Origin of the sequence: Bartonella sp. TT29SHDZB (genome assembly GCF_042193395.1) — a bacterium.
Taxonomy (GTDB): Bacteria; Pseudomonadota; Alphaproteobacteria; order Rhizobiales; family Rhizobiaceae; genus Bartonella.
On the sequence record NZ_JBHILQ010000034.1, the window covers coordinates 1 to 6,834 of the forward strand.

The following is a 6,834-nucleotide window of genomic DNA, read 5'->3' on the forward strand; positions in this document are numbered from 1 at the left end:
ACCCTTTGAGAACACCTTTAAAACTCTTTGAAAAAAAATAAATTGGTACAAAACCTAGTGGCAAATTATACAAAACCTGCTGGCAAGCTACAGAGGGGGTAGGAATGCTATATTTATATAAAATCAATAGATTATATAGAAGTTCGGGAATTTTGATTCCGTTGATTCTTTTAACTTATTTTCTGCCTATCCCGAACCTTTTTAGAGCTTATTCTCGATCATTTAGTTCTAAATTTATCTTTTATTTTCTCTTCTTTCAGATATTAAGAAAGATGGCTGTGAGAGAAGGAATTGTGTTAGAGATCTGCTAAGGTTATTGTGTTTCAAAGGTTGCTTTTTAACACCTTTTGAACTATATTACCACCTTATTGTAAGGTAGGAGTATAGTCATGGCTACAACTGTTAAACTGTCTGATGATCTCATTAATGAGGCTAAGCGTTACGCGTCTGTTTATAGCCGCTCGGTTCCTAAGCAAATTGAATATTGGTCGCGTATGGGCAAAATAGCCGAAGAAAATCCAGATCTCTCCTTTCAATTTATTCAAGCAATCTTACTTGGACAACAAGAAAATGCAGATGGCGATGTAACAGCATTCGAATTTGGCTGAATCTATGCAAGTTTTACAAACCCATTCATTTAAAAAAACTGTCAAAAAACTGCATGCCAACCAAAAAAAAGATCTAGACCAAGCTGTTCGCGTCATTATGAAAACGCCCACCATTGGTCAAGCCAAAACAGGTGATCTTTCTGGTGTTTTTGTCTATAAATTTAAAATGGCCAAGCAATTGACGCTGCTTGCTTACAGCTATGAAGATCACACGATTACTTTGACCTTGTTAGCACTTGGCTCTCATGAAAATTTTTACCGAGATCTTAAAGCATAATATATTTTACAACTTGATAGAGGCACACAGCATTAATTTTACTAAAGTTCTCCAGTGCTAAAGGTATTAAACCAAAATTTATAGATATGATCAAGCTATATTGGGCACCTAATTGCGGCATAATATTTTTAGCTAAACCGATTGGAGGACTTTGCAGCAAAGGAGTACTGCACTCATCTGCTATTACATACCTATAACTTGAGTTAAAAACAAAGCTCTTCCGTACACCCCAACAAATGGCTTTGTCATGATAGAACTTTACTAGATTAGAGGTAAGTCAGTAGCATCTGTTATAAATTTAACGCTTCGCACTTTCCTCGGTAAATTCAAGCCGCAAAATACTAAATACAACTAAGTCCTATAGCTCAATGCGCACATAATCATGCATGGTGTTTCTACGCTCAACAAGTTACACCTCAGTTCTCTTGCGCAAATACGAATAAGAAGGGTTTAATTTGCTAATTTTAGCTCAGTCTTAAGTACAACGTCTGGAAAGGCTACACGTGCCTGCTGCATCAACGTAATATTAATGCCATAGAAAAATCCCTTACTATCTGCTATAGCTTCATAAGGATTGCCTATAATGTAAAAAATGAAAAATAATATAAAATAAATTTACAAAAATGATTGACTAGGATATTAAAGAACGATAACGATTCATGCAATGCAAATCCGCAAGAGGAGATAAGGTATTGCATTTTAATTGAAGGTTTAGTCTTTAAGGAAAGTAAAAGCCTTATCCAACTAAGGCTCCGTGGGGAGGGGGCCATTACATGCAAGAACAAACATTTGTAAATTATAAGAAAAATGCTTATGAATTGGGCGTGGAGCGTTTACGCTCTATGGAATTGGTCGAGACCCCTTCAATTCTTGAAGAAATGGCCGATGTTGCCCCTGATCTCGCAAAATTCATCATCTCTTTTGTGTATGGAGAAATTTATGAGCGACCTCACTTAACAAGCCGTATTCGGCAGCTTGCCACCGTTGCCATCTTTGCAACTCTCGGTAATGCAAGACGGCAACTCAAATTCCACCTTACCAGTGCTCTTAATTTTGGGTGTAGTCCTGCTGAGCTGATTGAAGTAATGATACAGTTGGCACTTTATGCAGGGTTTCCAGCAGCCTTAAATAGTGTTTTTGCTGCAAAAGAGGTCTTTGATGAAAAGCAACTAGACTTCATATCTAGTTGCAGCTCGCCATTAGTATGCGAGGATCGCTACGAATCTGGACTGAAGGCACTAGAACATATTGATGGCCCCGATGGACAAATGATTATTAAGACACTGGGTAGCATTGCTCCAGACTTAGCTCGTTTTGTTGTTGAGTTTGGGTTTGGTGATATCTACACACGGCCTATCCTCAACTTCTTTGAACGGGAAATTATAACGGTGGCAGCGTTAGGAACGTTAGGAACTGCGATTCCACAGCTGAAGCTGCATATACAGGGTCTGCTTAATGTAGGTGGCACGCCCGAACAGGTGATTGAATTAGCAATTCACATTGCTCCTTATGCAGGCTTTCCTGCAGCGATTAATGTCGTTGAAATTGCTAAAGAAGTTTTTGCCTCACGCAAGGAGACATAGAGAAATTTATTTGCCAGCAACATCATTATTATCAAAAGCGTGATACTTACGAATTTAATTTTTTTTGAAGGGAGAAATTAATAATGAGCCTTGCGTATGCATTCTTCGATGTAGATGGCACCCTTATTCGGAGCAAGAGTATGCTCGCTTTCCACGATTTCTGGTATAAATCTTGGCTAGGTTTTTCAACCAACGCTCACCAAGAGGAATATGCAGATACTACTGCTATTTTACGTGCACACCATGATAACCAGAGTCCGCGCAGCGTAATAAACCGTCGCTTTTATGAATTTTTTGCCGGACGTGCTGTAGCAGAAGTAACAAGATGTGCAGAAACTTGGGCAAAGCGCGCGTTGATTAATCCTACTTTCTTAATCCAAGAAGTAGTAACAGAACTAAAATCCCATCATAGCCAAAAAATTGAGCCGGTCTTAGTATCCGGCTCTTTTATAGAAATTCTAGCCCCCATTGCAGAACATCTAGGTGTACCTTACATCTTGGCCACAAAACTATTGCATGATGGGCAAAAATATAATGGCCGTTTCGTCCCTCCGCAAACGATCGGCGTTGGAAAAGCGCTTGCGATTCAGGATTTTATTGAAAAACATGGTGGTGACCTTAAGAACTGCTGGGCCTACGGTGATGATATTTCCGATGAGCATATGCTGAAGCTTGTAGGTCATCCTGTCGCTGTTATTGGCGATCCTTTGCTTGAGGCGTATGCTCACAAGCATGGTTGGCGCTGTTTAAATCTACCTAAAGAATCACAAACTCTAGCATTCTCCTCTAAAAAGGTATTTCCTTTTAATGAGACGTCTTTACATGAAATATCAGTTCTTTAGTTATTCAACCTAATCACAATAAACTTTAAGGCTATCTTATTATTTAAACAATTTAATAATACTCAATACATTAAACATAATACAGTAATACATAATGCATGGCTAAAAATAAACTAGCTGAATATTAATGATTACAACTTCAGGTATAGAAAATGCTAAACGAAATGATAAAAAACACGACCGGAATTTACTCACAACAACAGAAACGTATTTTAGTCACAGGAGGCGCTCGCGGCATCGGTAAAGCAATTGTTCTAAACTTATTGAAAAATGGTCATAAGGTAGCAAGTGCAGACATCATTGACGTAGAACTACCAACCTCCATCGATACGGCAAGCTTATGTAAATTGATTGTTGATATCCGCGATAAAGAAGCCATTGACTCTTCTGTCCATAAGGTTATCTCAGAATTTGGTGGTCTTGATGTCTTAGTTAATGTAGCAGGCATTTGTTATAGTGGCGATCCAGAAACAATTGATGCTCAAGAATGTGCTGAAACATTTGATGTGAATATTAAAGGAATGTTCTATATAACAGCTGCTACTTTACCCTATCTAAAAAAGGAAATTCGCGCCGATATTATAAATATTTCATCCATATGGGGTGTAGAATACAATCCTTCTTTAATTTCCTATTCTTCTTCTAAATTTGCTGTAGAGGGCTATACTGGTGGGTTGCGCTTATAGGGAATGCCACAAAATATTCGTGTTTGTTCAATCCAAGTTGATAAAGTTAATACGGATTTTCGTCGCAATTTTAAAGGATTCCCAGAGATACCTCCAGAGAATCTTGCCAAAATGCTTCACCCAGATGACATTGCTTCCGCGGTCAACTTTATTCTTTCCTCATCTAATACCGCACAAATTTCTTCTATACGTCTCGATGCTCCACTTTGGTATCAAGTATAAGGATCTATCCAATGAAAATCACGCCCAGAATAGCTCTTGTCTTAACCCTCGTAGGAACCTTTTTTTGGGGTTCCAATTTCCAAGCCACTAAGATAGCTTTAACGACTGTTTCTCCATGGACAGCTTCTTTTGAGCGGTTTCTCATTGCCGTAATCGCCATATTTTTAATTATGATTTTCAAAGAAGGCTTGCGGTGGCATGTTTTATCGCAAAATTTTATTTCTTATATTTTCCTAGGGATTATCGGTGTGGCAGGGTTTAATGGCGCTTTATTTGTTGGCTTGCAAACGTCAAATCCCATAACAGCCTCCCTCATCATGGCGACAACCCCTATTAGTGCTAATATTATTGAAGCTATCATGAATAAATCTTTCCCAACCTGTGAGAGGGTTATAGGGATGCTCATTAGTATGTTCGGGGTCTATTTAGTCATAACAAATGGGAGATTTTTGTCTAACCATGTTTCCTTTGCCAAAGGAGATATTATGATTCTTTTAGGTTCCATTGGTTGGGCGTTCTATACCGTGGGCACGCGGTCATTTGTCAAGAACGCAACCCCGCTTGAAACAACAAGCTGGACGATGCTCTCTGGCACCGTCGCCCTTGGCGTCCTAACCTTTTTATTCGAATCCCCTCTTCAAGAAACGATGTCTATGTCCGGCGCTAGTTTATTCGCACTCCTTTGGATGGGGGGTGCAGGATCAGTTTTAGCCTACCTATTTTGGAATATTGGAATAGCGATCCGAGGTCCGGGTAAGACGGCGATATTTTTCAATTTTGTACCTATTTCAGCCTTATTGGTGCAAATCCTGTTCGGCTTCATTCCTCAAATCATGCAAATCATAGGCGTTTTTGTTACGATTTTTGGAGTTCTAATCGGACAAGGCTATATATTCAGCTTACTAGGATCTAGAAAAGCCGTTCCCAATGCGCATAAAGAGTAATATACTTTTTAAGATGAATGGAAATTGGCGTGTTATTTTTCGCTTTATCGGAACAGATGTGGAGCTTGTTGATTATCAAGATTACCATTGATGAAAGGAATGAAAACAAATGACGCATAACCCCGCCCATTCTAGTGAAGTTCTAAAAGTAGCTTTTTTAGAAGAAATGGGGATAACAATACAAAAATTAGCGTATCGTCTTCATATAACAAAATACGTATTTATTGTCAAATAATATTTTATCTTTTTTGATATTTTTTCTTATTTTTTAAATACGTTATGTATTGATAATATCTTATGCTTATTAATTGCTTCTTTTATATTTATGTGCTTTTAAAGATATATTGTAGGTTTTATGAAACGATTGCGTTATTTTCTGAATCTATATATTTATAATATTTAGAAACGCTCTCATAATGCGTATTTTTAGCTTTATAAACTATCATTTTTTTACTAAATGAATTTTAAATTTTTTGTGAATTTTGTTTATAAGGGGCTCTAATTTAAACAACCTTAATAGCACCGCGCTCTTATAACAAATGCTTTCATTTGCATTTTTGCTTTCTCTATAGCTGTTATGTTCTTTATAGCCATAGCATCATTTTTCATGTTCATAAGAGAAATGATAAATAGGATATATGATAATTGTGATTTATAGACCATTATGAAAACACTTATGAAAACATCTCAATAGAAACTGATCATTATAGAGATCAGCAAAATCCCTTTTAATAAACTTTTGTCAGTCTTGTCAGTTCTTTTTAGAACCTATATCATTTTTTTTAAATGAGAGAAAATTAAAATCATTATATTTCAATAAGTTAAGTTTTATGAATTTTTCAAAATACAACTTATTAAAACAGCCATAACAAATAAATACAACTGTAAATATATATTTGTCAGTTTATGTCAGTACATTGAATCGACAAAAGTGATCATTTAGTGAATGATTAAAACATGTCTTATGAGAGTATGTGATCTTTTAAAGCCTTTCAAAAGAAAGGGATTATAATCATAATAAATGCTATCAAGACCATTATGGTTGTGAGTTTTGGAGGTTTTGGGGGTTTTGGGGGTTTTGGAGGTGCTTTTTACGCCGCCCCCTTTACATATTTTTCAATAAAAAATAAAAGTTTATTATATTTCAATATGTTAAATTTTATCAAGTTTCCAAAAAAACAACCTATATCAAAATACAACCTTTAAATTCAATCAATAACATACGTTTTTTAGGGGGGGTGGGGGTTTTAAGAACCTTCAAAACCTATAAGTAATATAAGAAAATGAATATACATAACCCTCTTTAAACAAAGTTATCATTTTAGATTACGATATAATCTTTTAAAGGCAATCAAAATAAGAGTATTTAAAAGTGCAAATGATTTCTTTTTAGAATAACGCATATAAATACTCCTTTTAAAGATTGTATGTAAGCAATTTATAAAAGTGATATAGAACCTATAGGTATAAGACCTTATATCCCTTGTGAGGTTAATATGCCTATCATGTGAGCATGCTTTATAAGTTATTTGGTTTCTCTTATTTCTAATTTTGGTAAGTTCTTAACAATTTTCATTGTTTCTAAACTTACAGTGATAACCCTTTGAAACAACTCTAATGGATAAGCAGGGTTGCCAATGGTTTCAACAGCATAGTGATTGGCATCATTCAC

7 protein-coding genes and 2 pseudogenes are annotated in these 6,834 nt (G+C 36.1%); all 9 read left to right on the plus strand.

The genetic code is table 11. The features are described 5' to 3' along the window. The first annotated feature begins 389 nt into the window (after positions 1-389). Positions 390-608 carry a TA system antitoxin ParD family protein gene (locus ACFIJJ_RS08745; protein WP_005773872.1) on the plus strand — a complete coding sequence of 73 codons (219 nt, stop codon included), beginning with the start codon at positions 390-392 and terminating at the stop codon, positions 606-608. Next, positions 601-885: a type II toxin-antitoxin system RelE/ParE family toxin gene (locus ACFIJJ_RS08750; RefSeq protein ID WP_375646672.1), complete on the plus strand. Its 285-nt coding sequence runs from the start codon at positions 601-603 to the stop codon at positions 883-885. The genes ACFIJJ_RS08745 and ACFIJJ_RS08750 overlap by 8 nt, the downstream gene beginning before the upstream one ends. Before the next feature lie 773 nt (positions 886-1,658). Continuing rightward, on the plus strand, positions 1,659-2,468 hold the full coding sequence (locus ACFIJJ_RS08755; protein WP_375646673.1) for a carboxymuconolactone decarboxylase family protein: 810 nt from the start codon (positions 1,659-1,661) through the stop codon (positions 2,466-2,468). Between the two features lie 83 nt (positions 2,469-2,551). Then, the gene (locus ACFIJJ_RS08760) at positions 2,552-3,310 is read left to right on the plus strand and encodes an HAD family phosphatase (RefSeq protein ID WP_254492176.1); all 759 of its coding nucleotides are present in this window, start codon (positions 2,552-2,554) and stop codon (positions 3,308-3,310) included. Between the two features lie 152 nt (positions 3,311-3,462). Then, positions 3,463-3,996 (plus strand): SDR family oxidoreductase, encoded by a 534-nt coding sequence (locus ACFIJJ_RS08765; RefSeq protein WP_375624022.1) that lies wholly within the window; start codon positions 3,463-3,465, stop codon positions 3,994-3,996. A gap of 3 nt (positions 3,997-3,999) precedes the next feature. Next, entirely contained in the window at positions 4,000-4,218 is a 219-nt protein-coding gene (locus tag ACFIJJ_RS08770) for a hypothetical protein (RefSeq protein WP_375624020.1), read from the plus strand. Positions 4,219-4,229: 11 nt separating this feature from the next. Continuing rightward, positions 4,230-5,162: a DMT family transporter gene (locus tag ACFIJJ_RS08775; RefSeq protein ID WP_375624018.1), complete on the plus strand. Its 933-nt coding sequence runs from the start codon at positions 4,230-4,232 to the stop codon at positions 5,160-5,162. A 13-nt stretch (positions 5,163-5,175) separates the two neighbouring features. Continuing rightward, positions 5,176-5,253: pseudogene (locus ACFIJJ_RS08780) on the plus strand (Killer protein); the annotation flags it as partial. An 18-nt stretch (positions 5,254-5,271) separates the two neighbouring features. Beyond that, positions 5,272-5,376: pseudogene (locus ACFIJJ_RS08785) on the plus strand (transcriptional regulator); the annotation flags it as partial. Between the last annotated feature and the right edge of the window lie 1,458 nt (positions 5,377-6,834).

Bases quoted from the DNA above. Each gene is read 5' to 3' on its own strand.
- ACFIJJ_RS08770 (WP_375624020.1), top strand. From the start codon at position 4,000: ATGCCACAAAATATTCGTGTTTGTTCAATCCAAGTTGATAAAGTTAAT.
- ACFIJJ_RS08760 (WP_254492176.1), top strand. From the start codon at position 2,552: ATGAGCCTTGCGTATGCATTCTTCGATGTAGATGGCACCCTTATTCGG.
- ACFIJJ_RS08775 (WP_375624018.1), top strand. From the start codon at position 4,230: ATGAAAATCACGCCCAGAATAGCTCTTGTCTTAACCCTCGTAGGAACC.
- ACFIJJ_RS08745 (WP_005773872.1), top strand. From the start codon at position 390: ATGGCTACAACTGTTAAACTGTCTGATGATCTCATTAATGAGGCTAAG.
- ACFIJJ_RS08755 (WP_375646673.1), top strand. From the start codon at position 1,659: ATGCAAGAACAAACATTTGTAAATTATAAGAAAAATGCTTATGAATTG.
- ACFIJJ_RS08765 (WP_375624022.1), top strand. From the start codon at position 3,463: ATGCTAAACGAAATGATAAAAAACACGACCGGAATTTACTCACAACAA.